The sequence below is a fragment of the Streptomyces sp. YKOK-I1 genome, assembly GCF_054660435.1.
In genome coordinates, this window is record NZ_BAAGDR010000001.1 from 4910119 (window position 1) to 4935283 (window position 25165).

Here is a 25165-nt window from a genome sequence, read left to right on the forward strand (position 1 = left end):
ACGTAACCGAGTTAAATATTTTACCGAGTCACACTAGCGGTCGTGAGCTCCGGAAGCCCCGCCTCCAGCGTCGCGAACGCCCGCTCGGCCGCCCCGGTCGCGTCCTTGCGCACGTCCTCCACCGGCTCCCCCGCCGAGATCCGCCGCCAGTTCTCCTCGGCGAGGATCCGCCGTACGGCGATGATCTGCCCGGCGGCCAGCCTGGCCCGGAGGCCGCCGCCGAGCGCCTCGGCGAGGGCGGCCTCGGAACGCTCCAGGTGGGCGTGGAGCCGGGCGACCAGGGACGGGGTGCCGTAGAGGAGGTCGTAGAAGGCGCGGACGGCGGGGTGGTCGTTGAGTCCGGTGACCGGGTCGTGGGCCGCGATCCCCTCCAGGAAGTGCCGGCGCAGGGCGACGAGCGGCGCGACCCCCTCGGCCCGTCCGGCCTCCACCACGCGCGCGGCCTCCCGCTCGTGGTCGGCGATCCGGTGCAGGACGAGGTCCTCCTTGGCCGGGAAGTACCGGAAGAGGGTCGGCTTGGAGATCTCGGCCGCGGCGGCGACCTCGGCGACGGACACCGCCTCGAAGCCCCGCTCCAGGAACATCCGCACCGCGATGTCCGACACGGCCTGATACATCCGCTGCTTCTTCCGCTCACGCAGCCCGGGGTCGCTCATGGGGTGAGCGTACGGCGGCTTCAGCGCGTGGGCCCAGGAGTGGACGGAGCACGGACACGCCCTAGGCCAGGGCGCGGGCCAGGTACGGGTTCGCCGTCGACGGCACGGGAAGGCCCAGCGCGGCGATGCCGGCTGCGAGGGTGTCCGCGTACGAGTTCACGGCCCGGCGGACGTTGGGGGCGTCCAGGCCGGAGCCGGTCACCAGGCGGTCGAGATCGATGTACGCGGAGCGGACCTGCTCGATCCAGCTGTAGACGCGCCAGTCCGCACGCCAGTTCATGGTGTACCTCGGCGGCAGGTTCTGTTCCCAGCGCCGGAACATGCGCTCCCTGATCTCCGGCCGGGTCGGGGTGAGGTGCATGTGCCGTACCAGGTCGTAGAGGGGGTCCCCGACCAGGGCCATCTCCCAGTCGATGATGGTCAGCGCCAGATGGTCGTCCCGGCGGACCAGGTTCCAGGGGTTGAGGTCCCCGTGCAGCAGACTCGGCTCACGTCGGCTGACCTGGTGCCTGCTCAGGATCGCCGCCAGACGGACCGGGTCGGGCAGTCCGAGCAGGCGCGCCAGCTGCTGCGACTCCCCCGGCAGCTGCATGACCAGGGCGACGAGCTGGTCCCGCAGCCACGCGTGGAAGTCCACCTCCTCACCGGTCGGGTCGACCCGCCGGTGGTCCACCCGTGTCAGCGCGCACAGCTGGTCGACCAGTCCGTCCGCCTCACGCGGGCGCAGGCCGTTCACCGGATGGTTGGGGGGACCGATGTGCGGTCCGACATAGGTGTGGACGGAGAAGCGGTCGTCAAGGTAGCTCTCACCGAGGGCGAGGACCCGAGGAGCCGCCACCTTGACGCCCGACTGCTGGATCGCGCGCAGCACGGCGTGCTCGCTCAGATACCTGGGCTCCCTGCGGGAGACGTTGGGAAGCGTGCGCCGGACGACCACGGGATCGCTCAGCTCCCTGACCCAGACGACCGTGTTGAGATGAGCGGTCCCCTTGAACACGCGGTCCGCGGGAGCGGCTCCCTCGGCCAACAGCGCATCCCGTACGGCGGACCGCGGGAAGCCGGGGCTCTCCGGACAGCGCGGGTCCGGCCGCCAGTCGCAGGCGTTGGCGAGCCAGCCCCCGTCGGCACTGGGACCGCCCCGCGAGGTCAGCCATCGGATGAGGGCCTTCTCGATCTCGTCGCGCCTCGGCACGTTGCCGAGCCGGAGCGGCTCGGCCGCGGCCTCCAGCGCCCTGTGCACCTCCTGCGTGGCCTCGTCGAGGCGCCTTTGGGTGAACGAGTCCTCCAGCGACCGGGCGGCGCGCATGATGTCGGGGTAGACCGACTGCGCCCGCTCGAAGCCGAGGTAGTGGCGCAGGTCCCTGGTCACGCCGTTGACCGCGCCGGGCCGGAACTCCGCCATCTCCTCGGCCCATGCGTCGATGACCTCGGGCCACTGCTGACTCGGGTACTGCATGCGGACCAGGTGCACGGCCAGGTCGTGCAGCGGATCGCCGTAGGTGGCGAGTTCCCAGTCCACGCAGATGAGGGGAGGATCGCCGTCGTACGAAACGATCAGGTTGTCCCGGTGCAGATCGCCATGGAGCAGGCTGTACGGCCGGCGGGTCAGGGTGGGAACCCGCTCGGCCAGCCGGAGCAACGCGTCGTCGGGGATGCCCAGCGCCTTGAACAGGCCGCCGAACTCGTCCCAGTTGGGCTTGCGGATCTGCTCGTCCGCGAGATGGGCCAGGGTCTTCAGGAAGGCCTGGCTGTCGCTGAGGTTGGCGGGCCAGGATGCCGGCAGGCGGGGCAGCGCCGCCCGGCGCACCTGGGTCATCTGGGCCAGCAGACCGGCCAGCGCGCGCACGAGCAGCGTGTCGACAGGCTTACCGTTTCCGCAGATCGTGGAGAGCGGTACACCTTCCACATAGCTGTGGAGCGCGTACTCCGGCCGCTTGACCAGGCACTCGGGGGCGTGCGGCAGGGCGCCGCGCACGGCCTGGAGGATCACGGCCTCGTCCGGCCAGGTCCTGATCACCACGGGCAGCGCGTCGGCCCGCCTGATGCGCACGGTGACGGAAGTCCCGGCCTCCCGGCCGACCAGCCGGGCCACCTCTTCGGTCAGCGGGAGGACGTAGTTGCGGTTGTGGTACCCGCTGGTGGACTCCTGCGTCGATTCCGCGGCTTCGACGAAGGCACGGAGGACCGCGTCCTCAGCGGCTCGTTCCCCAAGGTGCCGAGGGGGAACAAAGTGGTCGACCACTGGCCGCTCCGGGAGGTAGCGCGGGAATGGGTACGGCAATCGTCGAGTGCCGTGTGGTGCGCCGCACTACCGGGGTGGCCGGTGGGGTGAGCACAGGAAGTAATACGTACAACAGGAGAGGATTACTCGCGCGCGATGCCGGGGATACTAGCGCACACGCCTGAGCTATTCGGCGAGATGACTCCAGACCGAGTCGAACCAGGCCTGCCAGGTCTCGACGAAGACCGTGCCCGGTGAGTTCGGGTCGGTGTCCTTCACCTGGTGGGTGAGGGTGGCGCCGAGGCCGAGGACGTCGAGAGCGGTGACCTCCCCGCCGGAATCCAGTTCGATCTGGCGCTGGATCACCTCGTACGGACCGTGCAGCGCCTCCGTGCCGTTGAAGAGGTAGAGCTTGAAGGTCGGCGTCAGGGCGGCGTGGCGGATCTGGACGTCGACGGACGGCACGAGTTTCTCGGTCCTGAGGTCCTTCAGCACGCCCCGCAGAGAGTCCGTGTGACGGTTGGTGATGTCGTGCAGACGGCTCTTGAGGCGGTCGTCGTCCTTGTCGTCCCTGACCCTCGGGTAGGGCAGGTTGAGTTCCTCGGACGGCAGGATCATCCGCAGGCCGATGTGCTGCGGCGCTATGGAACCGCCGTGGATCCGCTCGGCCTGCAACCGGATGTGCGCGTCCAGCGACTCGGACGTCAACGTGTAGACGTCCAGGGTGACTTGAGGCTGCTCGAACGCCTCGCTGAGCAGCGGCCCCAGCGCGGCCCCGTGGCGCTGGCGGGTGGCCCTGGGCGTGGACGACTGGATCCGCTGCGTCTTGACCACCCGGGAGCCGCTGCCCTGCCGGGACTCGATCCAGCCCTCGTTGGCCAGCTCCCGCAGCACCCGCTGGACCGTGTCCCGGGAGACCTCGTACTCCTCCGCGAGATCCCGCTGGGACGGCAGGAAGGAACGCAGCGGATAGGTGCCGTTCGCCATCCGGGCCCGCAGGTCGTCGGCGACTCGGTGGAACTCCCGGCCGCCGACGTCACCACTCTGCTGTGCGTCCACACCGCGTCCGTACCGCCATCCGTCCAATACCAAACCACTGCCAGTCAAGTCTCAGCCAAATTGGACCGATTAAGGATCAATCAGCCAGGGGAAACCGATCTCAAAGCGTCAAGCAGTCCAATTGGACCGAGACTTGAACGCTTCACTGAGACTGGCGGGCAGGTGGAATGACATGCTCCTTTTAGCGGTGTCCCAGGAGTTGCTGGGCCTCGTCCTGGGAAGTCTGGCGCAGGCTCGGCTCGGCCTCGCGGGAGTGGTGCTTCTGTCCCTGGTCGGGATAGGAATCCGAGCACGTCACAACGGCCTCGCCGTCACGGCGGCGGTCGTGCTCGTGGTCCTCGCGAGTCAGGCCTGACCTCTGACCGCTCTCAGCACCGTCTCCAGTGAGTTCACCACCGTCGTCGCCCCCGCTCCCCGCAGCAGCTTCTCCTTGCGCTCGTTACGCGCGTAGCCGAGGAAGGGGACGCCGGCCTCGTCGGCGGCGAGGAAGTCGGAGGGGGTGTCGCCGATCATCAGGGCGGTTTCGGGGGCGGAGCCCGTCGCGCGCAGGGCGCGGCGGAGGCAGTGGGGGTGCGGCTTGAGCAGGTGGAGTTCCTGCGTACGGCCGTAGACGTGCGGGGTGAAACAGGAGGCCAGGCCCCGGCCGGCGAGGTACTTGGCGACCACGCGGGGGGAGTTGTTGGTGGTGATGGCCAGGCGCAGGCCCAGGGCGGTCCAGGTCCGCACCAGGGGGTCGGCCCACGCGGTCGGCATCGCGGAGGAGGCGGCCCGCAGTTCCTCCTGGGTGAGACGTTCCTCCAGCTCCGCGACCAGGTCGCTGCCGGGGCGCAGGCGGTCCACGGCGCGCAGGACGACGTGCGGGTCCAGCGACTCCCGCTCGGACTCCGTCAGCAGATGGTGCAGGCCCCGCCCTTCGAGCCACTCCACCAGTCCGTCGGCCACGTCCTCCGCCGAATGGCCCGCGAAGAGCCGGCAGATGGGGCCGTCGAAGTCCCACAGGACGACCCTCGTACGCGCGATCAGCTCCCGCAGATCCGCGGTTCCGTTTCCCTGGGTGTTGTCGGTGTCGGCTGCCACCTGTTCAGTCTGCGTCGTATCAGAAGTCACTAGGAGAGTGTCAGGTCCGTCGTGATGGTTTCCCAGAGGGCGTTGAACCACTTCTGCGATTCCTCGACGAACGTGGCGTCGCGCGGACCGGCCGAGGACTGGAACGAGAACAGGAGCGACTCCGTGCCGAGGACGTCGTACATGTCGAGCGTTCCGGCGTCCGTGGACTCCTCGCGCCGCTCGACCATGTAGTACGCCATCAGCGCCTCCGTGCCGTTGAGCAGGTACAGCTTCACCGGCGGGGTGAACGGCAGCGCGCGGAAGGTGATGTCGACGTCGATGCCGTGGGAGCGCAGGGTCTGGAGGTTGTGGCGCAGGACGTGGCCCTGGGCGTTGCGCATGGCGAGCCAGCGCTGGTGGACCGGGTCGTCGTCGCCGCGCCCCTCGACCGGGACGGGAAAGGCGAGATTGATGCGTCGGGAGGGCAGCAGGATCCGGACGTCGATCCGCTGGGGGTGGAGCACGCCCGCGTGGATGAGGCGCAGGGGCTCGCCCAGGGCGGGGATCAGGCTCTCGGCCGTCAGGCAGGCCGCGTCGATGCGGACGTGCGGGGCGGAGAACGCCTCGGTGAGCCGGGGGGCGAGGCCGACCATGGTGGGCTGGGGCTCGTCGTGACCGGGCGCGGGCGGTTCGGCGATACGCGGCGGGCTGCCCTTGCTGACGTTGGTGAGGAGGCCGTCGAGCTGGAGTTCGCGCAGGGCCTGGCGTACGGCGCCGCGCTCCACCCCGAACTCGTCGGCGAGCTCGGCCTGGGTGGGCAGGCGGTCGCCTGCCTTGAGTTCACCGGCACGGATGCGCTGCCGCAGGACGTCGGCGATCTCCTGGGGCGACCTTCTGCTGCCGTTCACTGCCACGTTCTCCGCCACGTTCTCCTGGGTCACGACCAAACGCTACAACTTAGATCCATCTATGGGGAGTTGCTTGAAAGTTGTTTAGTGGTTGGTACCAAGTGGGGACAACATAATCAGAGTTGGTTGCCAACTTGATCGAGTTGGTAAAGAAAGGGGGGAATACCATGCCTGTCCTCACCCTCCTCTGTGCCGCCATCGTCGTCGGCGTGGAGCAGACCATCCAGTGGAAGTACGGCACCACCGGCGCCGTCGGACTGCTGCTGCTCAGTATCGGCATCAAGGCCAAGAGCCCGGCCCTCAGCTCGGTCGGCGCCGTGGTCCTCGCCCTCGTGGCCACCGGACCCGCCGTCAGCTCGTGAGCAGCAGCTCCGAGCTGATCGTCTCCCAGAGTGCGTCGAACCACAGCTGGGACTGTTCCACGAACGCCGAGTCGCGCGGACCGGCCCCCTGTTCGAAGGCGAACAGCACCGACCGCGTGCCCTCGGCGTCGTACATCTCCAGGTTCTCCTGGTCGATCGTCTCCTCGCGCAGCCGCACGGTGTAATAGGCGAACAGCGCGTCCGTGCCGTTGAGCAGATACAGCTTCACGGGCGGGGTGAACGGCAGCGCGCGGAAGGTGACGCTGACATCGATGCCGTGCGTGGAGCGCAGGCTCAGCAGGTTGTGCCGCAGCACCTGCCCCTGAGCGTTGCGGTGGGCCAGCCAGTGCCGCTGGAGCCGCTCGGTGGCCGAGGTGTCCACCGCCGCGGGGAAGGCCAGGTCGATGTTCCGTGAGGGCAGCAGGACCCGGACGTCGATCTTGGCCGGTTTCAGCTGTCCGGCATGGATCCGGCGCAGCGGCTCGCCGATCGCCGCCGTCAGCGAGACCGCCGTGAGGCAGAGGGCGTCGACCTGGACATGCTGGGCCGCGAAGGCCTCGGTCATCCGCGGTGGGAGGTCCACCATGGACGGCTGCGGGGTCGTCTGCGGACCCATCGGCAGGCCGGCCGCGCCCGGCGGCGGGGCGACCGTGGCCGGGCTTCCCTTGGAGACGTTGGTGAGCAGGTGCTCCGACTGGAGGATGCGCAGCGCCTGGCGTACGGCCCCCCGCTCCACCCCGAACTCGTCCGCCAACCTGGCCTGCGTGGGCATGCGTTCGCCCGGCCGCAGCACTCCGGTCCTGATCCGGGTGCGCAGCTCGTCGGCCACCTCGCGGTGCGAGGGCTGGGGCCGCCCCGCTCTCCGCCGTCCGTTGACGGGGGCATGTTCCGGCTCCACGGGGGAACAGTACAACTTCCCGCCATCTTGTGGCAGTTCTCAGAGAGATGGTTATAGGACGCTTCCAAGCGGACATAAGTACAGTGAAGTTGGCAGCCAACTTCAACAACATGGTCAAACTTCCAGACGGTTGGCCGGTCGGACTCCCTTCCGGAGGGGAGCCGGGAGCCCGAGAAGCCGACACCTGAGCACAGCCACAACTCAAGATCGCCGCACAGCCACAACCGAACATCGCGCGCACAGCCACAACTGAACAGCTACGGATGCACCACCTTCCCCACCGTCGGACGTCGAAAGGAGTGTCAGAACAGGTCCGGGCACCACGGTCGCCCGGGCGTACGCAGCAGGGCGTCGGCCCCCCGGGCGGCGCCCGCTCGTTCTTCCCGGAGCCGGCCCAGCGCCGCGAGCCGCACCGCCGACTCGTCGCCGAGCCACAGGGACGCCAGCTCGGCCACGTCCAGGGTGAGATCGGCGTCGCGGGCCGTCGGCGTACAGGAGGCGCCGTCGGGGGCCGCGTCCAGCAGGAAGCGTCCCCCGGCCAGGCCGGCCCCGTCGACCACCTCCAGGACCAGGGCGCCCGCCGTGTCGTACGACCGCGCCCGAAGGGCCGTCGCGACGTCCAGGAGCCGCACCCACAGCCAGTCCGCCTGGGTGGTGATGCTCGCCGCCCGCGGGTCGGGCAGCAGGAGCGGGAGCAGATCGTCCGGGGAGCGCCAGCCCGACTTCACCCGGGTGATCCAGTCGATGGAGCACAGGTAGTGCCACAGAGCGCGGGCGGCGGCCGTGGTCACCGAGAGCAGCCAGTTCACCGAGGCCGTGTTCCGCGGCTGCTTGGCGTCGGTCCAGTGGTCGTCGGCCTGGTACGAGACCAGCCCCTCGACCTCGCCGTCCGCCGAGCGGTACACCGCGTAGAACGGCTCGGTCCAGCTCGCCTCCCCGTGCAGATGGATCACCCCGGTGTTCATGTCCCACCAGTGCTCGTGTCGGCTGACGGCACCCGGCTGGCATCGGCGCAGGCGCTCGTGCAGGACGGGGCCGAGCTTGCGGACCTCCGCGCCGTCGACCAGGTCGATCCGGCCGCCGGCCAGCGGGACCGGATGGCGGGGGTCGAAGCCGGCCCTCGGGATGTCGATCGTCCACTCGGTCGTGGTGGTGGCGGGACCGAAGCCGTACCGGCCGTAGATGCGGTACTCGGCGGCGACGAGGGTCGCCACGACGTCCCCGCGGTCCTTCGCGGCCCGGAGGTCGTCGGCCATCAGACGGGTCAGGAGGCCCTGGCGGCGGTGGGTGGGCAGGACAGCGACGTTGGAGATGCCGTCCGCGGGGACGGGGGCCCCGCCCGGGACGGTGAGTTCCTGCGGGAAGGAGCGGAAGGTGGCCACGCAGGTGTCGGCGTCGAAGGCGCCGGTCAGCCGGGAGTCGCCGAGCGTGGCCCGGCGGGCGGCGAGGGACTGTTCGGTGACGGCCGGAGGGCGCAGGAAGCCCGTGTTCAGGGCGCGCATCCAGGCGGGGAGTTCATGGTCGGTGATCGGGCGGACGTCCATGGGGCCACGGTAGGCAGGGCGGGAGCGGGTGTCGCCGGGTTTTCGCCCCGCCCCCGCCCCCATCGCCGCCAGGGGGCCCGGCCCGCCGGACCGGCCCCGGAGGTCACACCAGCAGGTCGTCCACCTGGGCCTCGCCCTCCCGGTAGCGGCGGGTGATCTCCGCTCCGCAGTCGTCGGCCGTGCGCTGGAGGTGCTGGCGGCGCCGGGAGACCTGCTGCTCGTAGCCGACCAGCCGGGCCATCGCCGCGTGGAGTTCCGGGTCGGTGCGGGCGTCGAGGTCGGAGAGTTCGACGTCGGCGAGCATGTCGGCGGCGAGGCGGCCGTACTCCTCGCTGTGCGGGGTGCCCAGGGTGACGTGGCGCGCCGAGGAGCGGTGGCGGGCCGGGGCGTCGGTGAGGATCTCCGGGAGGCGTTCGACGACCGACGCGGCGCCCGACGGGGAGCGGCGGGCCAGCTCCGCGCGCAGGATGTCGATCCGGCCCTGCAGCAGGCGTCGTACGTAACTCAGGTCCGCCTCGTCGCGCTGGGCGCCCTGGCGCAGGGTGCGCAGCTCGGGCAGGCTGAGCCGGGCCAGCTCGTGCCCCGGAGGATCCGCGGGCGGCCCGGGGCTCTCGCCGCGCTGGGCGGGCGGCCGGTGTGTCTCCAGCCGCTCGGTACTCGGTGTGCTCATGTCCCTCTACCGTCCCCTCGACCGGCGTGTGGTGGAAAGCATCGTGCCACCCCAAGTCGCCGCGAGGTGACCGAGTCCCCCCGAACGGCCCCAGACAGGGCCTAAAGGATCAAAAATGGGCCCTTCGTGAGTCCGTGCGGGGCACCCGGCATGATGGTCGGCATGCGAGCAGTGGTGCAGAGGGTGGACGGCGCGAGTGTGGTCGTCGACGGGGAGACGGTCGGGGAGATCGCCGGCGAGGGGCTGTGCGTGCTGGTGGGGGTGACCCACGAGGACACCAAGGAGAAGGCCGCCCAGCTCGCCCGCAAGCTGTGGTCGGTGCGGATGCTGCACGAGGAGAAGTCGTGCAGCGACATCGACGCCCCGCTGCTGGTGATCAGCCAGTTCACCCTGTACGGCGACGCGCGCAAGGGACGGCGGCCCACCTGGAACGCCGCCGCCCCGGGGCCCCTCGCCGAGCCCCTGGTCGAGGAGGTCGTGGCGCAGCTGCGGGCGCTGGGGGCCACCGTCGCGACGGGCCGGTTCGGGGCGCGGATGCGGGTGTCGCTGACGAACGACGGCCCCTTCACGGTCCTCCTGGAGATCTGAGCCCCGGGGACATGAGGCGGCTTACGGCTCGACCACCGTCTCCTGGGCCGCCGCCGTGGTGCCGGCCATCAGCGGGGCGTCCACGGGGACGTTCCGCTTGACCAGGGCCAGGGCCACCGGGCCCAGTTCGTGGTGGCGTACCGAGGTCGTGATGAAGCCGATCTTGCGGCCGTCGGGGGCCTCGTCGGCGACCCGGAGCTCGGTGCCGTGGGGCGGGAGGTGGACCTCGCTGCCGTCGAGGTGCAGGAAGACCAGGCGGCGGGGCGGCTTGCCCAGGTTCTGGACCCGGGCGACCGTCTCCTGGCCGCGGTAGCAGCCCTTCTGGAGGTGGACCGCGGTGCCGATCCAGCCCAGTTCGTGCGGGATGGTGCGGTGGTCGGTCTCGAAGCCGACGCGGGGCCGGTGCTGCTCGACGCGCAGGGCCTCATGGGCCAGGATCCCCGCCGCGGGGCCCGCCTTCCCGGCGTACGACTCCAGGTCCGCGCGCGGGAGGAAGAGATCGCGGCCGTACGGCGTCTCGCGGACGACGGTGCCCTCGGGCACCTCGGCGATGGAGCCGGCCGGGAGGTGGACGACGGCGGTGTCGGCGGTGCGGTCGGCGACCTCGACCCGGTAGAAGAACTTCATCGACTCCAGGTAGGCGAGGAGCGCCTCCCGGGTGCCGGGCTCGACATGGGCCCAGACCGTGGTGCCGTCGTCGACGAGGTAGAGCGCGTGCTCGATGTGGCCGTGCGCGGAGAGGATCAGGGCCTCGGCGGCCTGGCCGGCCGGGAGGTCGCTGACGTGCTGGGTGAGCAGCAGATGCAGCCAGCTCAGCCGGTCGCCGCCGGTGACGGTGACGACTCCGCGGTGCGAGAGGTCGACGAAACCGGTGCCGTCGGCGAGGGCGCGCTGCTCGCGGAACAGGTCGCCGTAGTGGGCGGCGACACCTTCGTCCACGCCCTCGGCGGGGACGGCGCCGGGCAGGGACAGCAGAGGGCTCTTCATGCGCCAAGCCTACGACTCGGTAAGGGAACCCTTGGCGGTCGAACGTCCGTCCGCCACGGCCTTGGACGTGCAGTCCCGGCACCGGCCGAAGATCGCGAAGTGCTTCATGTCCGTCTCGAAGCCGAAGGTCTCCCGCAGCTTGGCGGTGAACTCGGCGGCCACCTGCACATCCGCCTCGATGACGTTCTCACAGTCCCGGCAGACCAGGTGGATGTGGTGGTGCCGGTCGGCGAGGTGGTACGTCGGCGCGCCGTGCCCCAGATGGGCATGGCTGACCAGGCCCAGCTCCTCCAGGAGCTCCAGGGTCCGGTAGACGGTGGAAATGTTGACCCCCGAAGCCGTCCTCTTCACTTCCGTGAGGATGTCGTCGGGGGTCGCGTGCTCAAGGGTGTCCACGGCTTCCAGCACGAGTTGCCGCTGCGGCGTCAGCCGGTAGCCGCGCTGCCTGAGGTCGCTCTTCCAGTCGGTGTTCACCACACGGGAAGTCTAGAACTACTTGAAGAACGCGATGCCGTCGTCGGGCATGTCGTCGGGCAGGGCCTTGGCCCAGCGCTCGACGTCCTCGGGCGTGACGACCTTCTTCAGATGGGCCGACATGTAGGGGCGCAGCTCCACCTCGGGGGTCTGCTTCTCCCCGACCCACATCAGGTCGCTCTTGACGTAGCCGTAGAGCCGCTTGCCGCCGGTGTAGGGGCGGGAGGCGGCCGTGCGGGCGACGGCGTCCGTGAACAGGTCGATCTGCGGCTTCTTGTCGGCCATCTCGCCGTACCAGATCTCGATGACGCCGTCGTCGCGGGTCATCGTCACCTCGACCTTGCGGGAGCCGTCGATCCGCCAGAAGCCGGACTCGGACTCCAGGGGACGGACCTTGTTGCCGTCGTTGTCCAGGACCCAGGTGTGGGACCGGTACTCCAGGAAGTCACGGCCGTCGTGGCCGAAGGTGACCTCCTGCCCGAAGTTGCACTTCTGCGCACCGGGGAAGTCGTGCACCCCGGCGCCCGCCCACGTGCCCAGCAGGAAGGCGAGGGGGACGAGGTCCTTGTGGAGGTCGGACGGGATCTCGATCATGGTTGGCAGTTCCTGGATCGGTCGGTCAGCGCTGGCCCTGGTACAGCTTCTTCACGGTCAGGGCGGCGAAGGCGAGGACGCCGACGCAGACCAGGACCAGCAGGGTTTCGAAGAAGATCTCCACGGGGTGCTCCTCGGATGAGCGTGTTTGGTTCCGTACGTACACAGGGCCGGCCCCCAGCTTACGCGGCCGGGGACCGGCCCTCCGTGTGAGGTGGGCCCTCACGGGCGCCGCGCGGTCACTCCAGCAGTTCGCTCTGGAGGACCACCGTCTGCTGGAACGGGATCACCGGCATGCCGCCCTTCCCGGCCTGCACGATCATCGCCAGGACGTCGCCGGCGCTCAGGTACGCGAGGCGGACCTGCTCACTGCCGTACGGCTTCGTCTCCGCGTACGGCGTCAGCGCGACGTTCTTGGACTGGGGGGTCAGCGGGAAGTCCTCGTCCCGCTCGTAGGCGTCGGCGCCGCGGACCGGGTAGACCGGGCCGTCGTAGCGCGTGAGGTCGTCGCCGAGGACCTGCTCGGTGACGGCGACCGAGCCGAATCGCAGCAGGTAGACCCGGGTGGTGACACCGTCCGGGGTGGTCCAGCCGCGGGCCGCGATGTGCCTGAGGCCGGCGTCCACGAGCTTGTCCTGGATGTCGCCCCGCCGGGTCTCCTCGAACTCCTTCAGGAAGTCCTTCGTCGCCAGCCAGCCGTCGGCGCCGGCCAGCGTCTTGTCCTGCGTCGCGCCCTCGGGGGCGGGCAGCACGAGGGCGCGCAGGTCGGCGTAGTGGGCTCCGGAGGGGTTGGCCCGGGTGAAGGGGGCGGGGCTGCCGGAGGGGAGGGGCGGCCTGGTGAGCGTCGGGTACGCCCACCGGCCGTCGGACCGCGTCTCCAGACCCGGTACGTCCGTGCGGTCCATCCTCGTGATGCCGTACGCGGTGGACGCGCCGACCAGGGCGAAGACGGTCACCGCGGCTGCCCAGCGCAGGATGCCGCGCAACCGGGCACCACGAACCGCCTCGCCTCCTGCTTCCCCACCCGTGCGGCTTTCGTCGTCGAGCACGGCCGGCCCCGGTACCACGTCCCCACCACCGGCACCCGCGGCTCCCAGCGACTCCCCGGCAGCCACCGCGGCTTCATGCTGCTTTGGGCCGGACACCGCGGCTCCGAGCGGCTCCGAAGCAGCCGCCGCAGGTTCGTGCGGCTCCGAAGCGGGCGCCGCAGCTCCGAGCGGCTCCGAAGCAGCCACCGCGGCTTCGTACGGCTCCAGGCCGGACACCGCAGCTCCGAGCGCCTCCCCAGCAGCCACCGCGGCTTCATGCGGCTCCAGGCCGGACACCGCAGCTCCGAGCGCCTCCCCAGCAGCCGCCGCCGTTTCGTGCGGCTCCGAATCGGACACCGCAGGTTCGTGCGACTCCGGAGCGGGCACCGCGGCTCCGAGCGGCTCGCCGGCAGCCACCGCGGCTTCATGCGGCTCAAGGCCGGACACCGCGGCTTCGAGTGGCTCCCCAGCAGCCGCTGCGGATTCGTGTTGCTTCGGGTCGGACACCCCAGGTTCGTGCAGCTCCGGATCGGGCGCCGCGGCTCCGAGCGGCTCCCCAGCAGCCGCCGCGGCTTCGTGCGGCTCCGGGCCGGACACCGCGACTCCGAGCGGCTTCGGAGCAGCCGCCGCGGCTTCGTGCGGCTCCGGGCCGGATACCGCGGCTTCGTGCGGCTTCGGTGCAGCCGCCGCGGCTTCGTGCGGCTGCGGAGCGGGCGCCGCGGCTTCGAGTGGCTTCTCGGCAGCCGCTGCGGATTCGTTTTGCTTCGGGGCGGGCGCTGTCTGTGGGGGAGCCGCGTCAGGCGGGATCGGGGGCCGTTCGTCGGTCATACCGCCTCCCCCGGTTCCGCGATGCGGTCGAGTTGTTCGCTCAGGAGCAAGGCGACTCCCTTGGTGTCGAGTGGCTTGACGGCCTCGGCGTTCAGGCTGACCAGGACCTCGCCCACGTACGCGGAGCAGAACATGCCCTCGAGGTCGGAGTCGGCGTCCTTGGGCGGCAGGAAGCACTTCGCGTTCTTGTGGCCCTTGATCTGCGGCCCCTTGCGGAAGATGTCCAGCGCGTCGAGGAACTCGCCCTGGAAGGTGGCGATGTCCCGCACCGCCGCCTTGTTGTCCATCTGGGACAGCGTGATGCTGACGGAGTACACCCCCTCGTTCACATCGAGGGCACTGGTCTCCTCGCTGAGGTAGCTGCGCATCGCCATGCCCTTGATGCGCTGCTTGTCGATCCGCTGCTCCAGCCGCTTGCGCTGCGACCGCGGCAGATCCTTCAGCGACTCCTTGCGCAGGGCGGCCGCCCGCTCCCCGCTGAGCTGCGCGTCGGCGCCGAACTCACCAATGTCCGGCCCCCGGGTGAACCCCTCCGTGCCGTACGGGACGAGCATCGCGGCCAGGCCGGTACCGCTCGCCCCGGGCCACTCCGGCTGCTCGGACGCCGGCGTCTCCTTCGGGAACTTCCACACGGGCTCCCCGGCGTCCCGGTCGGCGTCCCGCACGGTGACGACCGTGAAGCCGACCCCCGCGACCACGGCCCCGGCCAGCACCAGGGACCCCGCGACGGCCGCGGCCCGACGCCGCCGCCTGCGCTGTGCGGCGGGGTCGGCGGGTTCGGCCGGTGCCACGATCAGTTCGGGGCCCACCGGCTCCACCGGGCCCACCGAGCCGGCTCCCCCGGCCTCGTACTCCTGCTCGCTCACAGCCGCTCCATCTGCCGCTCGGCCAGGTCCATGACCGTCTTCTTGCTGATCGCCTCGGACCCGTAGATCCAGACCTCCATGGCGATGTCGCCGCGCCAGGCGTGCGCCTCCGCGCTGTAGAGCGGCAGGTACCCGGCCTCGGTCTTCGGCTTGCGGTGGACGTACGCCATCCCCGTGCCGGTACCGGCGATCGGCCAGCTGTCGGTGGAGGCCTCCTTCTCCGCCCAGTACTGGCCGTTGTCGCAGTAGTCGGCGGCCGCGACCGTCTCCTCCTGCCGGAACTGCACCAGCCGCAGCTCCACGGTGTACGAGCTGCCCGCTTCCCAGCCGGTGACGGCGACCCTGCGGAACTCGTTGCCGACCAGGTCGCCGAACATCTCCTCCGGCTTCTCGTAGGAGTCGGCGTAGGCGGCCAGGTCCAGCCAGCCGTCCTGGCCCTCGAGCCAGGAGGCGTCCTTGGTGCCCTTCGGCTTCGTCAGCAGCAGCTTGCGCAGGTCGCCGTCGGTCTTCACCTGACGGTCCCGCGCCGCCGCCAGCGGCTCGGGGGCGGGCCCCTTCGCCTGCGGCATCGTCGGCTGTGAGAGGGAAGGCAGCTTCGTCGGCTCCCGGTCGGCCTGGACCAGATAGCCGGCGCAGGCCCCGGCCACCAGGCCGAGCACCACGGCACCGGCGATCAGCGACGCCGTACGGCCCCTCCTTCGTACGGGAGCCTCCCGCGGTCTTTCATGAACCTCTTCCGGCACACCGTCCCCCTCCGTGGATGCAGCGCCGACATCCGTGTCCGCATCGGCGCTGCACAGGAGACACATGATCAACACCGTGAGTTGTAAGGGAGTTGATTACGATTCGGGCATGGCGAAGAAGCTCGTGATCAAGGTGACCGCCGGGGCCGACGCCCCCGAGCGGTGCTCGCAGGCGTTCACGGTCGCGGCGGTGGCCGTGGCCAGCGGGGTCGAGGTGTCGCTGTGGCTGACCGGGGAGTCCGCGTGGTTCGCGCTGCCGGGCCGGGCGGCCGAGTTCGAGCTGCCGCACGCCGCCCCGCTGCCCGATCTCCTGGAGTCGGTGCTGGCCGGCGGGCGGCTCACGCTCTGCACGCAGTGCGCGGCCCGGCGGGACATCACGGAGAAGGACGTCATCGACGGCGTACGGATCGCGGGTGCGCAGGTGTTCGTGCAGGAGGCCCTGGCCGAGGACACCCAGGCACTGGTCTACTGACGGCGCTTCTTGCCGTCCAGTTCGTCCCACCACTCGTCGGACTCCGGGTCGCCGGAGGGGTCGTCCCACCAGCGGTCCTCCGGGCCGCGCCGGTTGGCGACCATCGCCGCGAGCGGCGGGATGACCATGGCGACCACGCACATGCCGACCGCCACCGGCACCGACCAGATGCGCACGACGGCCCAGGCCAGGACGAACAGGCCGATGCAGGTGCCCATCATGGCGAAGTAGAGGTGGCGCCGCCGCGCGTACATGCTTCCAGCGTAGGTCCGGCAACGGCCGAGGGCCGTACCCGCGGGGTCATCCCCGGGGTACGGCCCTCAGTCATCAGGCGTCCGTCACCAGGCGTCCGTCACAGACCGCCCGAGCCCTGCGGTCCTCAGACCGCGATCGCGACCTCCGCGAGTCCGCCCTGCTGGGCGACGACCGTACGGTCGGCGGTGGCGCCGGGGACGAGGGCGCGGACGGTCCAGGTGCCCTCGGCCGCGTAGAAGCGGAACTGTCCCGTGGCGGAGGTGGGGACCTCCGCGGTGAACTCGCCGGTCGAGTCGAGCAGCCGGACGTATCCGACCACCGGCTCGCCGTCGCGGGTCACCTGGCCCTGGATCGTGGTCTCACCGGGCTTGATCGTCGAGGCGTCCGGGCCGCCGGCCTTCGCTCCACACATGTCTTTCTCCATCGGGGTCTGACCGGACGGAAGGAAGGCCGGTCGGTCGGGATTGCGGGCTGGGTGGGTTACTTGTTGGCGCCGAGCTCGATCGGCACGCCGACCAGGGAGCCGTACTCGGTCCAGGAGCCGTCGTAGTTCTTGACGTTCTCGACACCGAGCAGCTCGTGCAGGACGAACCAGGTCAGGGCCGAGCGCTCGCCGATACGGCAGTAGGCGATGGTGTCCTTGGCGAGGTCCACCTGCTCGGCGGCGTAGAGCTCCTTGAGCTCGTCGTCCGACTTGAAGGTGCCGTCGTCGTTGGCGTTCTTCGACCACGGGATGTTGCGGGCGGTCGGGACGTGGCCCGGGCGCTGGGACTGCTCCTGCGGCAGGTGGGCCGGGGCGAGCAGCTTGCCGGAGAACTCGTCGGGCGACCGCACGTCGACCAGGTTCTGCGCGCCGATCGCGGCGACGACGTCGTCACGGAAGGCGCGGATCGCGGTGTTCTGCGGCTTGGCGGTGTAGGCGGTCTCGGCGCGCGCCGGGACCTCCTCGACCAGCTCGCGGGCGTCCAGCTCCCACTTCTTGCGGCCGCCGTCGAGAAGCTTGACGTTCTCGTGGCCGTACAGCTTGAAGTACCAGTACGCGTAGGACGCGAACCAGTTGTTGTTGCCGCCGTAGAGGATCACCAGGGTGTCGTTGCCGATGCCCTTGGCCGAGAGGAGCTTCTCGAAGCCCTCCTGGTCGATGAAGTCACGGCGGACCGGGTCCTGGAGGTCCTGGGTCCAGTCGATCCGGATGGCGTTGCGGATGTGGTTCTTCTCGTAGGCCGACGTGTCCTCGTCGACCTCGACGATGGCGATGTCGGCGTTGTCGAGGTTGGCCTCGACCCAGTCGGCGTCGACCAGGACGTCGTTGCGGCTCATGCTCGTTCTCCTCCGGGGCAGTTGCGGCGGGGGTGTGCAAGAAAGAGGGGGTGCGCGGCCGGGTCTCGCCGGCGGCCGGCGCACGGATGCCCTCGGATCGAGGGCGCCGGGAGGCGCGGAAGGCCGGCGGCGCTTCCGCTGTCAGACAGGGCGACAGAGCATGGCGGCGACGCGGCACAGGTCTACTGCCCGCCGCTTCGTGAGATCCGCCTGTCGCTGCATCATGCGGTCGATCGTAGGGACGGACAGGCGGGCGTGTCATCAGCTGGCCGGATGATGAGATGCGATCGTCCACATGTCGGGACGAGGAAGGCGTCCGGTCCGTCCCCGCGGGGGCTCCGGGCGGATGTATCCGTCGTCACATCTACGGTTCGGACGGCGGCGTCTCGCCTGTCGGACTTCGGGGCGGACATCGGGTCGGACGTCGGGTCGGACGTCGGCCGTCCGAATGTCCTGGATGTCGCCGGGGCCGGATCCGGTCGGGCCGGCGCGCCAGGGGTCCTACCCGGCGAGCCGGACGTTCGAACCCTTCACCGTGATCTCCACACCGTTCTTCCCCGCCTGCACCTTGTCGAGGCTGATGCCGCCGGGCAGCCCCTCGATCTTCTGCTGGAAGTCGGTGACGGAGCGGACCTCGTTCTCGGCGGCCGTCACCCCGCGGAAGTCGGGGAGCGAGTCGGCGTGCACCCGGACGGTGTCGCCCTCGACGCTGACCGTGCTCAGCACGGAGACCGGCTCCTTCAGCTTCACGCCCAGGACGGTCGCCTCGACGGTGACCTTGATCTTGCCGTTGCCGCCGTCGGAGAGGCCGACGACCTCGGCGGTGAGTCCGGGCGCGACCCGGGTCTCCTCGGACTTGGCGGTCTTCAGAAGCTCGTCGTAGGCGACGGTCGCCGTACCGGAGGCCGTGGTGGCGGTGGCGGAGCTGTAGTCGCCGGAGAACGCGACGCCCTTCATGTCGGCCCGGAGGTCGTCGATGCGGAGGGTCTGCCCGTTGACACCGGTGTCGGCCTCGTAGTCCTCGATGCCCACCTCGACGTCGTCCAGCGAGCCGCCGGCCAGCTGGGTGAGGAAGGGGAAGCCCTTGATGGACACGTCGGGGGTGGTGGCGAGGCCCTCGGTGGTCTTCAGCTTGTCCGCGACCTCGCCCTCGGCGAAGTGGACGGCGAGACGGTCCGCGAGGACGAAGAGGCCCCCCAGGACCACGACGATGACCAGCAGTATTCGAAGCGCGCGCATTGCCGTTGATCCCCCGGATGGCCTGACGGTCGGTCTGCTCTGTCTGCTCTGCCTGCTCTGCCTGCCCTGTGTGCACTTTCGCTTGGTTCGCCGACCACCGTAACCCCGGGGGCGAGGGCCCCCGGGGAATTGTCGATCAGCTGTGACAGAGCCCGTCCGGGCCCGCCGGTACGGCTGGGACCTGTCCTAGCCGAGCGCCCGGCCCAGCACGTAGACCGCCGGTGCGGCGGCCGCGAGGGGCAGGGCCACGCCCGCGGTGAAGTGGACGAAGCGGGAGGGGTAGTCGTAGCTCGCGACCCGGTGGCCGATCAGGGCGCACGCCGCGGCGCCCGCGCCGAGCAGCGCGCCCTGCGCGCCCATTCCGGTCATCCCGCCGACCGCGATGCCCGCGCCCGCGGCGGCGAGCAGCGACACGACGACGGAGGCCGGGGTCGGCAGCGGCAGCGCGCGGGCCAGGACGGCGACGGCGACGGCCGCGGTGCCCACGGTCACCGCCTCGGGGTCCGCGCCGAGGTGCCCGGTCGCGATGATCGCCAGCGCGGCGGAGACGACGGTCGCCATCAGGCCGTACATCCGCTCGTCGGGGTCGGCGTGCGAACGCAGCTGGAGCACCAGGCAGAGCAGCACCCACACGCCCAGGGTGCCGAGGATCGCGGCGGGCGCGTTCTCCCGGCCCGCGGCGAGCAGCGCCACGTCCGAGACCAGCGCGCCGAGGAAGGCGAGCGCGATGCCCTGCCGGGCCGGCCACATGCCGTTCAGCCGGAACCAGCCGGCCGCCGTCACGGCCTGGAGCGCGACGAGCGGCACGAGCAGGGCGTACGACCCCACGGCCGCCGCGCCGGACAACAGCAGCCCCAGCAGCGCGGTGAGCGCGGCGGGCTGCATCCCGGGCTCGATGATCGGCGAACGCCCTTCGAGCCGGGCCCGCTGGGCGTCGGTGATCCGGGAGTTGCCGACGAGGGTGGCGGGGCCGTAGGCCGCGGCCGCCTCGGGTTGGGCGGGCGCGGCGGCCTGGGCCCCGTAGGCCTGGTGGCCGGGCTGGCCCGGCTGTCCCGCGTGGCCCGGCTGTCCCGCGTGGCCCGGCTGTCCCGCGTGGCCCGGCTGTCCCGCAAGGCCCGGCTCTCCCGCGTGACCCATGTGACCCATGTGCCCCGGCTGTCCTGCGTGACTCATGTGCCCCAGCTGTCCCGCGAGGCCCGGCTGTCCCGCGTGGCCCATATGACCCGGCTGGCCCGCGTGCCCCGGCTGCCCCACGTGACCCGGCTGGCCCGCGTGACCCGCATATGCCTGGCCCGCGGCGGTCCCGTCGGTGGCGGGTGCCGCGTATCCGCCCTGGTACCCCTGGGCCGGCATGGGGGCCGGGTCCGCGGTGACCGGGGGCTGGACGCTGGTCTCCCAGGTCTGCCCCTGCCACTGCTGGGTGTACTGGAGGTGCGCCTGCGGGTCGTCGTGGCCCTGCTGCTGCGCGGGCCAGTTCTGCTGGTCGTACCCCGGATACTGCTGGTACGGCTGCTGGTCGGTCATCCTCACCCTCCTGCGAACGGCGGGAGCACCTCGACCGTGCCGCCGTCGGCCAGCCGTACCGTCTCATGTGCGCGGGTGCCCACGGGGTCACCGTCGATCAGGAACGAGCATCGCCGCAGCACACGCGTGAGTTCGCCGGGGTGTCGCGCACGCGCGGCGTCGAGGGCCTCGGCGAGGGTGTCCGCGTCGTACGGCTCCTCGTCGACCCCGGCCGCGGCCTTGGCGGCGGCCCAGTAGCGCACCGTGACCTTGGGCATCGCGTTCCTTCTCGGATCGGTTCGTCGGATCGGTCGGTCTGTCGTCGGTTCCCCGACAGGGTTCAGGCTAGCCCGCCCGGGCCGCCGCCCAGTCCGCGATCCGGGCCAGCAGGGCGTCGTCGGTCGCGTGCTCGGCGTGGCCCATGCCGGGTTCCAGCCAGAGTTCGCCGTACTCGCCCGCTGCCGCGGCGAGCATCCGGGGGTGGTCGAGGGGGAAGTAGCCGTCGCGGTCGCCGTGGACGATCAGCAGCGGGGCGGGCGCGATCTTCGGGACCGCCTCGGCCGGGGAGAGCGGTATGGGGTCCCAGTCGCGGTGGTGGATCCGGGTGCGGAAGCCCCAGCGGCCGAGCAGCCGGCCCTCGGGGCGGGTGATCAGCCAGTGCACCCGGCGCATCGCGACGGTGCCCCGGTAGTACCAGCGGGCGGGCGCGCTGACGGAGACGACGGCGTCCACGCCCCGGTGCAGGGCCGCGTGCCGCAGCACGACCGAGCCGCCCATCGAGAAGCCGACGGTCACCACGCGCGCGTGTCCGAGCGAGCGGGCCCACGCGACGGCGGCCTCCAGGTCGAGGACCTCCTTGTCGCCGACCGTCGAGCGCCCGCCGGAGCGTCCGTGGCCCCGGAAGGAGAAGGTGACGACGGCCCCGTACCGCGCGAAGGCCTCCGCGACCCGGCGCACCTGGGGGCGGTCGGCGTCGCCGGTGAAACCGTGGGCGATCACGAACACCGGGTGAACGGTGGATGACGGCGAGCTGTTGTATACGACCGCACCCGGGTTGTATACGGAATCAATCGGAATCCCGTCGACGGTGCGCCGAAACGTCCGCAAAGGTGTACGGGTGCCCGTCTCACAGTTCGGACGAACGGCGGAACGGCCCACATGACCTGCCCGGCTGTTGCTCATGTGGGCTATTCTGCTGGGCAGAGGACTCGGGCAGCGTAGCCCCCGGGTCCTTTTGTGCTTTCGGAAGCGTTGTATACGAAGCGGGAAACTCCAGGTGACCGCGGGTGTACGGGGCCTTCGGGAACGTGCAGTGCAGTGCCGCAGTGCCGTAGTGCCGCAAACGTCCTCGCAGGGACCGAGGAGGAACCAGACATATGAGTTCTCTGCTGCTCCTGACCAATGCCCTCCAGCCGTCGACCGAGGTGCTGCCCGCCCTCGGCCTGCTGCTGCACAACGTGCGCGTCGCCCCGGCGGAAGGACCCGCGCTCGTCGACACCCCGGGCGCCGACGTCATCCTGATCGACGGCCGACGCGATCTCCCGCAGGTGCGCAGCCTGTGCCAGCTGCTGCGCTCGACCGGGCCCGGCTGTCCGCTGATCCTCGTCGTCACCGAGGGCGGCCTGGCCGCCGTCACCGCCGACTGGGGCATCGACGACGTCCTCCTCGACACCGCCGGCCCGGCGGAGGTGGAGGCGCGGCTGCGGCTCGCCATGGGCCGCCAGCAGATCGTCAACGACGACTCCCCGATGGAGATCCGCAACGGCGATCTGTCGGTGGACGAGGCGACCTACAGCGCGAAGCTGAAGGGCCGGGTCCTCGACCTCACCTTCAAGGAGTTCGAGCTGCTGAAATACCTGGCCCAGCACCCCGGCCGGGTGTTCACCCGCGCACAGCTCCTCCAGGAGGTGTGGGGCTACGACTACTTCGGCGGCACCCGCACCGTCGACGTGCACGTACGGCGGCTGCGCGCCAAGCTCGGCCCGGAGCACGAGTCGCTGATCGGCACCGTCCGGAACGTGGGTTATCGATTCGTTACGCCTGAGAAGGCGGAGCGCGGGAGTGACGACGCGAAGGCCAAGGCCGGGCAGGCAAACGAGGACGATTCGGACAACGCGGTCACCGTGGGCGCCGAAGAGGTCGCGGCGGACGCGTAGTACTCGCCGGTACCCCTCGGTTACCCGTCGGTACCACCCAGGATCCGCTCGGCGGAGGCATTGCTTCCGCACAGGGACGTGACGTACGCCCTGCCCAGAGCGGGTCCATCCGCGTAGACTCCGCGCGTGGCCAAGGTGACTCGGGACGATGTAGCACGCCTGGCGGGGACCTCCACCGCCGTCGTCAGCTACGTCATCAACAACGGACCCCGGCCGGTCGCCCCGGCCACGCGCGAGCGTGTCCTCGCCGCGATCAAGGAGCTGGGGTACCGGCCCGACCGGGTGGCCCAGGCGATGGCGTCCCGGCGCACGGACCTCATAGGCCTGATCATCCCGGACGCCCGCCAGCCCTTCTTCGGCGAGATGGCGCACGCGGTCGAGCAGGCCGCCTCCGAGCGCGGGAAGATGGTCCTCGTCGGCAACACCGACTACGTCGCCGAGCGCGAGGTCCACTATCTGCGGGCGTTCCTCGGGATGCGGGTCTCCGGCCTGATCCTCGTCAGCCACGCCCTCAACGACCTGGCCGCCGCCGAGATCGAGGCCTGGGACGCCCGGGTGGTGCTGCTGCACGAGCGGCCCGAGGCCATCGACGACGTCGCCGTCGTCACCGACGACCTGGGCGGCGCCCGGATCGCCGTCCGCCACCTCCTGGAGCACGGCTGCGCGTACGTCGCCTGTATGGGCGGCACCGCCGAGACCCCCTCCGTCGGCGACCCGGTCTCCGACCACGTCGAGGGCTGGCGGCAGGCCATGGCGGAGGCCGGGCTCAGCACCGAGGGCCGGCTCTTCGAGGCGCCGTACAACCGCTACGACGCCTATCGCGTCGCCCTCGACCTGCTCTCCGGCCCCGACCGCCCGCCCGCGATCTTCTGCTCCACCGACGACCAGGCGATCGGTCTGCTGCGCGCGGCGCGCGAGCTGCGCATCGACGTCCCGGGCGAGCTGGCCGTCATCGGCTTCGACGACATCAAGGAAGCCGCCCTCGCTGATCCGCCCATGACAACGATCGCATCGGACCGCTCGGCGATGGCCCGTGCGGCGGTGGACCTGGTCCTGGACGACGGGGTACGGGTCGCGGGCTCGCGCCGGGAACGCCTCAAGCAGTTCCCGTCCCGTCTGGTGACCCGCCGCTCCTGCGGCTGCGCCTGACCGTACGAGACGCCGTACAAGACGTCGTACGAGACGCCGTATGAGAGGCCTCTGAGAGACCCGCGCCCGGCGCCTGTTCCGCCTTTATATCGGGCATACGAGGTTCTGGCGGCGTTCTCAGGGAGCACTCAGGGAGCTCTCATGGTCACGGGACAAGCTTCTTTCCATGACCGAGAGCTTCCGCCGCAGCGGCGAGTACGAGAACTTCGACACCCCTTACCAGGGCGCCCAGCAGCACGCTTCCTCCCCCGTCAACCCGGAGTGGCCGCCCCCGCCGGCGTACGTGCCGGTGCAGCAGCCGGTGGTCGAGCCCACCGCGGTGTGGCAGACGCCGGTGCAGACGCAGGCCGCGCCGGCCGGCGGGGACGGCAACGGCGGCGGAACCGCTCTCCTCACCCCCGTCGCGGCCGAGCCGGGCGCCCCGGAGCCCAGGAAGAAGCGCACCCGCGGCCCCCTGGCCCTGCTCGCCGCCGTGGCGATCGTCGCCGCGGCCATCGGAGGCGGCACGGCGTACGGCATACAGGAGCTGACCGGCAAGGACCAGGTCGTCTCCTCCTCCACCACGACCAGCGTGGTGCCGTCCAGCAAGACCGGTGACGTCGCCTCGATCGCCGCGGCGGTCAGCCCGAGCGTCGTCGAGGTCAACGCCACCCTCAGCAACGGCTCCTCCACCGGCTCCGGTGTGATCATCACCAGCGACGGCGAGATCGTCACCAACAACCACGTCATCTCCGGCGCCTCCTCGATCAAGGTGACGACCAGCGACGGCAAGACCTACACCGCGAAGGTCGTCGGCACCGACAGCAAGAAGGACCTCGCGCTGATCAAGCTGGAGAACGCCTCCGGTCTGAAGGCGGCGACCCTCGGCGACTCCGACGGTGTCCAGGTCGGCGACGAGGTCGTGGCGATCGGCTCCCCCGAGGGCCTCACCGGCACGGTGACCAGCGGCATCGTCTCCGCGCTCAACCGTGACGTGACCGTCTCCACCGACGAGAGCCAGGGCCAGCAGCAGCAACAGCAGGGCAGCGGCGGGTGGCCGTTCGAGTTCGGCGGCCAGCAGTTCAACGGTGACACCGGCACCTCGACCACCACCTACAAGGCGCTCCAGACGGACGCCTCCCTCAACCCCGGCAACTCCGGCGGCGCGCTCATCGACGCGAGCGGCAACATCATCGGCATCAACTCCGCGATGTACTCCGCGTCCTCGTCCTCCTCCTCGGACGCCGGCAGCGTCGGCCTCGGCTTCGCCATCCCGATCAACACCGTCAAGTCCGACCTGGCGACCCTGCGCGCCGGCGGTTCCGACAGCTGACCATCCACCGCATCAGTAGGGAGTACGTCATGATCAAGCAGGTTTCGCACACGGTGACCGGCGTCGGCGCGGCCGACCTCGCCCTGGCCCTCGACGTGGCGTACGAGCTGCACGAGCCGGTGACGCAGCTGGTCGTACGGGCCCCGGAGGTGGCGGCCCCGCAGCTGATGGGTCTGCGCACCCCCGCCACCCGCCCGCACCGCCGCAAGGTCCCCCTGAACCGCCTCACGGCGATGCGCGGCTGATCTCCCGCAGCCCCTCTCTCTACGAACGGACCGGGAAGCAT

The 25165-nt window shown here is 70.7% G+C and carries 30 protein-coding genes; 8 read left to right on the top strand and 22 right to left on the bottom strand.

The features are described from left to right. Nucleotides 1-20: 20 nt before the first annotated feature. The 3 genes from ACYQ8Q_RS21585 to ACYQ8Q_RS21595 all read right to left on the bottom strand — a co-directional run bounded on the left by ACYQ8Q_RS21585 (nt 21) and on the right by ACYQ8Q_RS21595 (nt 3936). Nucleotides 21-656 (bottom strand): TetR/AcrR family transcriptional regulator, encoded by a 636-nt coding sequence (locus ACYQ8Q_RS21585; RefSeq protein WP_460067167.1) that lies wholly within the window; start codon nt 654-656, stop codon nt 21-23. Between the two features lie 61 nt (nt 657-717). Then, a complete protein-coding gene (locus tag ACYQ8Q_RS21590) occupies nt 718-2898 on the bottom strand; it encodes an aminoglycoside phosphotransferase family protein (RefSeq protein WP_460067168.1) in 2181 nt (726 codons plus the stop codon). Between the two features lie 165 nt (nt 2899-3063). After that, nucleotides 3064-3936 (bottom strand): winged helix-turn-helix domain-containing protein, encoded by an 873-nt coding sequence (locus ACYQ8Q_RS21595; protein ID WP_460067170.1) that lies wholly within the window; start codon nt 3934-3936, stop codon nt 3064-3066. Between the two features lie 172 nt (nt 3937-4108). On the opposite strand from ACYQ8Q_RS21595, the gene ACYQ8Q_RS21600 reads away from it, so the two are divergent. Then, nucleotides 4109-4291, top strand: coding sequence for a hypothetical protein (locus ACYQ8Q_RS21600; protein ID WP_460067172.1), 183 nt, complete (start codon nt 4109-4111; stop codon nt 4289-4291). On the opposite strand, the gene ACYQ8Q_RS21605 is transcribed toward ACYQ8Q_RS21600, so the two are convergent. Continuing rightward, complete coding sequence (locus ACYQ8Q_RS21605) at nt 4282-5013, bottom strand: HAD family hydrolase (RefSeq protein ID WP_460067173.1); 732 nt, start codon at nt 5011-5013, stop codon at nt 4282-4284. The two genes, ACYQ8Q_RS21600 and ACYQ8Q_RS21605, sit on opposite strands and share 10 nt — an antisense overlap. 29 nt (nt 5014-5042) lie before the next feature. Further along, nucleotides 5043-5930: a winged helix-turn-helix domain-containing protein gene (locus tag ACYQ8Q_RS21610; protein ID WP_460067174.1), complete on the bottom strand. Its 888-nt coding sequence runs from the start codon at nt 5928-5930 to the stop codon at nt 5043-5045. 128 nt (nt 5931-6058) lie between these two features. On the opposite strand from ACYQ8Q_RS21610, the gene ACYQ8Q_RS21615 reads away from it, so the two are divergent. After that, nucleotides 6059-6253, top strand: coding sequence for a hypothetical protein (locus ACYQ8Q_RS21615; RefSeq protein ID WP_460067176.1), 195 nt, complete (start codon nt 6059-6061; stop codon nt 6251-6253). Here the strand turns inward: ACYQ8Q_RS21615 and ACYQ8Q_RS21620 are convergent. The 3 genes from ACYQ8Q_RS21620 to ACYQ8Q_RS21630 form a co-directional block, all read right to left on the bottom strand. After that, the gene (locus ACYQ8Q_RS21620; protein ID WP_460067178.1) at nt 6243-7151 is read right to left on the bottom strand and encodes a winged helix-turn-helix domain-containing protein; all 909 of its coding nucleotides are present in this window, start codon (nt 7149-7151) and stop codon (nt 6243-6245) included. The genes ACYQ8Q_RS21615 and ACYQ8Q_RS21620 overlap by 11 nt on opposite strands. A gap of 302 nt (nt 7152-7453) precedes the next feature. Then, on the bottom strand, nt 7454-8695 hold the full coding sequence (locus tag ACYQ8Q_RS21625) for a GNAT family N-acetyltransferase (protein WP_460067179.1): 1242 nt from the start codon (nt 8693-8695) through the stop codon (nt 7454-7456). Between the two features lie 103 nt (nt 8696-8798). Then, entirely contained in the window at nt 8799-9365 is a 567-nt protein-coding gene (locus ACYQ8Q_RS21630; protein WP_460067180.1) for an RsiG family protein, read from the bottom strand. Nucleotides 9366-9527: 162 nt separating this feature from the next. Here ACYQ8Q_RS21630 and dtd point away from each other — a divergent pair, with 162 nt between their 5' ends. Next, on the top strand, nt 9528-9953 hold the full coding sequence (gene dtd / locus ACYQ8Q_RS21635) for a D-aminoacyl-tRNA deacylase (RefSeq protein WP_460067182.1): 426 nt from the start codon (nt 9528-9530) through the stop codon (nt 9951-9953). 21 nt (nt 9954-9974) lie between these two features. Here dtd and ygfZ read toward each other — a convergent pair whose 3' ends face one another. The 6 genes from ygfZ to ACYQ8Q_RS21665 all read right to left on the bottom strand — a co-directional run bounded on the left by ygfZ (nt 9975) and on the right by ACYQ8Q_RS21665 (nt 15392). Next, complete coding sequence (gene ygfZ, locus ACYQ8Q_RS21640) at nt 9975-10940, bottom strand: CAF17-like 4Fe-4S cluster assembly/insertion protein YgfZ (protein ID WP_460067184.1); 966 nt, start codon at nt 10938-10940, stop codon at nt 9975-9977. A 9-nt stretch (nt 10941-10949) separates the two neighbouring features. Continuing rightward, the gene (locus ACYQ8Q_RS21645; protein ID WP_460067185.1) at nt 10950-11417 is read right to left on the bottom strand and encodes a Fur family transcriptional regulator; all 468 of its coding nucleotides are present in this window, start codon (nt 11415-11417) and stop codon (nt 10950-10952) included. Between the two features lie 15 nt (nt 11418-11432). After that, the gene (locus ACYQ8Q_RS21650; protein WP_460067187.1) at nt 11433-12008 is read right to left on the bottom strand and encodes a heme-binding beta-barrel domain-containing protein; all 576 of its coding nucleotides are present in this window, start codon (nt 12006-12008) and stop codon (nt 11433-11435) included. A 239-nt stretch (nt 12009-12247) separates the two neighbouring features. Continuing rightward, entirely contained in the window at nt 12248-13123 is an 876-nt protein-coding gene (locus ACYQ8Q_RS21655) for a hypothetical protein (RefSeq protein WP_460067189.1), read from the bottom strand. Nucleotides 13124-13860: 737 nt separating this feature from the next. Then, nucleotides 13861-14730: a hypothetical protein gene (locus ACYQ8Q_RS21660; protein WP_460067190.1), complete on the bottom strand. Its 870-nt coding sequence runs from the start codon at nt 14728-14730 to the stop codon at nt 13861-13863. Next, a complete protein-coding gene (locus ACYQ8Q_RS21665) occupies nt 14727-15392 on the bottom strand; it encodes a hypothetical protein (RefSeq protein WP_460067191.1) in 666 nt (221 codons plus the stop codon). The genes ACYQ8Q_RS21660 and ACYQ8Q_RS21665 overlap by 4 nt, the downstream gene beginning before the upstream one ends. 190 nt (nt 15393-15582) lie before the next feature. Between ACYQ8Q_RS21665 and ACYQ8Q_RS21670 the strand changes: the two genes are divergently transcribed. Beyond that, nucleotides 15583-15945, top strand: coding sequence for a DsrE family protein (locus tag ACYQ8Q_RS21670; protein ID WP_460067193.1), 363 nt, complete (start codon nt 15583-15585; stop codon nt 15943-15945). Here ACYQ8Q_RS21670 and ACYQ8Q_RS21675 read toward each other — a convergent pair. From ACYQ8Q_RS21675 to ACYQ8Q_RS21710, 8 genes are all read right to left on the bottom strand, one after another. Next, entirely contained in the window at nt 15939-16199 is a 261-nt protein-coding gene (locus ACYQ8Q_RS21675; RefSeq protein WP_359001222.1) for a DUF3099 domain-containing protein, read from the bottom strand. The genes ACYQ8Q_RS21670 and ACYQ8Q_RS21675 overlap by 7 nt on opposite strands. Before the next feature lie 125 nt (nt 16200-16324). Beyond that, nucleotides 16325-16612, bottom strand: a complete 288-nt coding sequence (locus ACYQ8Q_RS21680) for a DUF1416 domain-containing protein (RefSeq protein WP_020122955.1) — start codon at nt 16610-16612, stop codon at nt 16325-16327. A gap of 68 nt (nt 16613-16680) precedes the next feature. After that, on the bottom strand, nt 16681-17520 hold the full coding sequence (locus ACYQ8Q_RS21685; protein ID WP_460067195.1) for a sulfurtransferase: 840 nt from the start codon (nt 17518-17520) through the stop codon (nt 16681-16683). 141 nt (nt 17521-17661) lie between these two features. After that, nucleotides 17662-17745: an Ms5788A family Cys-rich leader peptide gene (locus tag ACYQ8Q_RS21690; protein WP_397804075.1), complete on the bottom strand. Its 84-nt coding sequence runs from the start codon at nt 17743-17745 to the stop codon at nt 17662-17664. A gap of 276 nt (nt 17746-18021) precedes the next feature. Then, nucleotides 18022-18759, bottom strand: coding sequence for an LmeA family phospholipid-binding protein (locus tag ACYQ8Q_RS21695; RefSeq protein WP_460067197.1), 738 nt, complete (start codon nt 18757-18759; stop codon nt 18022-18024). A gap of 186 nt (nt 18760-18945) precedes the next feature. After that, nucleotides 18946-20283 (bottom strand): hypothetical protein, encoded by a 1338-nt coding sequence (locus tag ACYQ8Q_RS21700; RefSeq protein ID WP_460067198.1) that lies wholly within the window; start codon nt 20281-20283, stop codon nt 18946-18948. Between the two features lie 2 nt (nt 20284-20285). After that, nucleotides 20286-20540, bottom strand: a complete 255-nt coding sequence (locus ACYQ8Q_RS21705) for a MoaD/ThiS family protein (protein WP_359001209.1) — start codon at nt 20538-20540, stop codon at nt 20286-20288. Nucleotides 20541-20607: 67 nt separating this feature from the next. Beyond that, nucleotides 20608-21444 carry an alpha/beta hydrolase gene (locus ACYQ8Q_RS21710; RefSeq protein ID WP_460067200.1) on the bottom strand — a complete coding sequence of 279 codons (837 nt, stop codon included), beginning with the start codon at nt 21442-21444 and terminating at the stop codon, nt 20608-20610. Nucleotides 21445-21638: 194 nt separating this feature from the next. Here ACYQ8Q_RS21710 and ACYQ8Q_RS21715 point away from each other — a divergent pair, with 194 nt between their 5' ends. From ACYQ8Q_RS21715 to ACYQ8Q_RS21730, 4 genes are all read left to right on the top strand, one after another. Then, nucleotides 21639-22418 carry a winged helix-turn-helix transcriptional regulator gene (locus tag ACYQ8Q_RS21715; protein WP_460067202.1) on the top strand — a complete coding sequence of 260 codons (780 nt, stop codon included), beginning with the start codon at nt 21639-21641 and terminating at the stop codon, nt 22416-22418. Between the two features lie 126 nt (nt 22419-22544). Next, nucleotides 22545-23567 (top strand): LacI family DNA-binding transcriptional regulator, encoded by a 1023-nt coding sequence (locus ACYQ8Q_RS21720; protein ID WP_460067204.1) that lies wholly within the window; start codon nt 22545-22547, stop codon nt 23565-23567. 166 nt (nt 23568-23733) lie between these two features. Then, nucleotides 23734-24879, top strand: coding sequence for a S1C family serine protease (locus ACYQ8Q_RS21725; RefSeq protein WP_460067206.1), 1146 nt, complete (start codon nt 23734-23736; stop codon nt 24877-24879). A 29-nt stretch (nt 24880-24908) separates the two neighbouring features. Next, on the top strand, nt 24909-25124 hold the full coding sequence (locus ACYQ8Q_RS21730; RefSeq protein ID WP_460067208.1) for a hypothetical protein: 216 nt from the start codon (nt 24909-24911) through the stop codon (nt 25122-25124). Nucleotides 25125-25165: the final 41 nt, after the last annotated feature.